Raw genomic sequence first — 2539 nt, forward strand, 5'->3', positions numbered from 1 at the left:
TTCATAATGGTTCACCTCCTAATCAAAAAAGTACTTAAATAGTATATCATATTTTTGGCAACAAAAAAAGACCTTCTTCAAATTTTTTGAAGAAAGTCTTAGTTTTTTAATTATAGACCTGAGTAGTTACATCTATTTTTTACTGCTCTCATGAAATAATTCACTTAAAGTTATTACATTTTGTAACTCACTTGGAATAATTATCTTAGTTGCTTGTCCATCAGCTACCTTAGTAAAAGCTTCCATTCCCTTTAATGCAAGTACAGAACTATCTGCCCCAGCCTCTTTTAATAATCTGATTGCTTCAGCTTCAGCCTTTTGTATTTTAAGTATTGCTTCTGCCTTACCTTCTGCTTCTCTAATTTCAGCCTCTTTTTTAGCTTCAGCTCTTAATATAGCCGCCTCTTTTTCTCCTTCTGCCACTAAAATTGAAGATTTCTTTTGTCCTTCAGCTCTTAATATAGCTTCTCTTCTTTCTCTTTCAGCTTTCATCTGTTTTTCCATAGCATCCTGTATCTCTGCAGGTGGAATTATATTTTTTAACTCTACTCTATTTATCTTTATTCCCCATGGATCTGTTGCCTCATCTAATATAGCTCTCATCTTAGTATTAATAGTATCTCTAGAAGTCAAAGTATGATCTAATTCCATCTCCCCAATGATATTTCTTAAAGTAGTAGCTGTTAAATTCTCAATAGCACTTAAAGGATTTTCTACTCCATATGTGTATAATTTAGGATCTGTTATTTGAAAATATATTACAGAATCAATCTGCATAGTTACATTATCCTTTGTAATCACAGGTTGTGGTGGAAAATCTAAAACTTGCTCTTTTAAAGAGACTTTTTTTACTATTCTATCTATAAAAGGTATTAAAATATTAAGTCCTACATCCCAAGTTGTCAGATAACCTCCCAATCTCTCAATTACAAAAGCTTGTGACTGAGAAACTATTCTCACATGTGTTGCTAATAATATTATTACAATTAAAATTAGTAAAAATATAAAAAACATTGTCTACCTCCCTAAAACTTATTTTATTTTATTTAAAATTAACTTATTCCCTTTTATTTTTTCCACTTGAGCTATCTCTTCTAACTCTAGTCTTTCATCACAAATTGCTTCCCAAATTTTTCCATCAAGCTTAACTAAATATATAGTTACACTTCCTCTTTGCTCAATACTCTCTATTTTTACTCTAGAGTCTGTAACTCTGTCTAACTCTTTTCCCTTTCCCTTTAAATATATTAGAGCAAATCTTCTAATAAGTAAAAGAGAAATTCCAGAGGTCAATATAAAGATATATAGTTGGATATTTAAAGATAAATTTGTAAAAAACATTGTTACAAAAGCTCCAATAGCGAACCAAATAGATATTAATCCAAAGCTAATTCCTTCAATTATTACAAAAACTATTCCGATAAGAAACCATACCCACATATTCTCTCTCCTCTACAAAATTTAATCTTATTTTTTTAACTCTTCTTTAAAAATAGGATTCCTTATTATCATTATTATCAATGGAATAACCATTAATACCCAAACAATAGGTTCAGCTATTATTATTCCCATATAGTGTATTTTAGGAGCAAGGAAAAAAGCTATCATAACCTTTCCTACCAACTCTATTAAACTAGAGAAAATCGGTGTAATCAAGTCTCCTATTCCTTGCATAGCATTACGAAGTATAGCTATTACAGCTGGAACAAAATAAAACAGGGTATTTATTCTTAAATATTTTTCAGCTGTTTTTACTATCTCTTCAAATGATGTACCTGTTACCATATAAACTAATTTAGGTGCTACTGTATAGCTCAATATAATTATTAATACTGTCCATAACCAAGTTATATATATAGCTTGCCAAATCCCTATTTTAATTCTATCTGGACGTTTTGCTCCCTTATTTTGCCCACAGTAAGTTGCCATAGTTATACTCATTACTCCAAATGGTAGCATAAAAAACTCAGTTAATTTTCTTGCTGCTGTATGGGCAACTATTGTATTTGTTCCAAAAGTATTAATGGCTATCTGTAAAGCTAAAGTACCAAAATAAACAAAAGACATCATCATTCCCATTGATAATCCAGAGGCATACAATTTTTTTATTAATGAGAAATTTAATCTAAAATCCTCTAATTTCAAATGAAATATAGGATATCTCCACCACATATAAATCATACATAATAGAACTGAAAGTCCTTGAGATATTACCGTTGTCCAAGCTGCCCCAACAACTCCAGTTTTAAGCTCTAAAATAAAATATAAATTTAAAGCTATATTCACTCCACAAGCAATTATTAAAAATATTAAAGGAGCTACTGTATCTCCAATGGCTCTTAGAACACTTGCAAAAGCATTATAAAACATTGTAGCTACAACTCCTAATAAAATTGCTCTAATATACCCATAAGATTGCTCGAATAATTCCTCTGAAACATTCAAGATTTTTAAAATTGGAGTTAGAAATGTTACACTGATAAAACTTATTAAAATAGCTGTACCCAATCCTAATAGAAGAGTTCCAGCTACTGTTTTT

The 2539-nt window shown here is 30.1% G+C and carries 3 protein-coding genes; all 3 read right to left on the reverse strand.

What is annotated here, in order from left to right; all coding sequences use genetic code 11:
• Positions 1-132 precede the first annotated feature (132 nt).
• On the reverse strand, positions 133-1014 hold the full coding sequence (locus tag IAA47_06430; protein MBU3842597.1) for an SPFH/Band 7/PHB domain protein: 882 nt from the start codon (positions 1012-1014) through the stop codon (positions 133-135).
• Positions 1015-1032: 18 nt separating this feature from the next.
• A complete protein-coding gene (locus IAA47_06435; GenBank protein ID MBU3842598.1) occupies positions 1033-1440 on the reverse strand; it encodes an NfeD family protein in 408 nt (135 codons plus the stop codon).
• 27 nt (positions 1441-1467) lie between these two features.
• On the reverse strand, positions 1468-2539 hold a 1072-nt coding region (locus IAA47_06440; protein ID MBU3842599.1), incomplete at its 5' end, for a polysaccharide biosynthesis C-terminal domain-containing protein.

This window comes from Candidatus Fusobacterium pullicola (genome assembly GCA_018883725.1).
In the GTDB taxonomy this organism is placed as follows: Bacteria; Fusobacteriota; Fusobacteriia; order Fusobacteriales; family Fusobacteriaceae; genus Fusobacterium_A; species Fusobacterium_A pullicola.

Bases quoted from the DNA above. Each gene is read 5' to 3' on its own strand.
- IAA47_06430 (MBU3842597.1), bottom strand. From the start codon at position 1,014: ATGTTTTTTATATTTTTACTAATTTTAATTGTAATAATATTATTAGCA.
- IAA47_06435 (MBU3842598.1), bottom strand. From the start codon at position 1,440: ATGTGGGTATGGTTTCTTATCGGAATAGTTTTTGTAATAATTGAAGGA.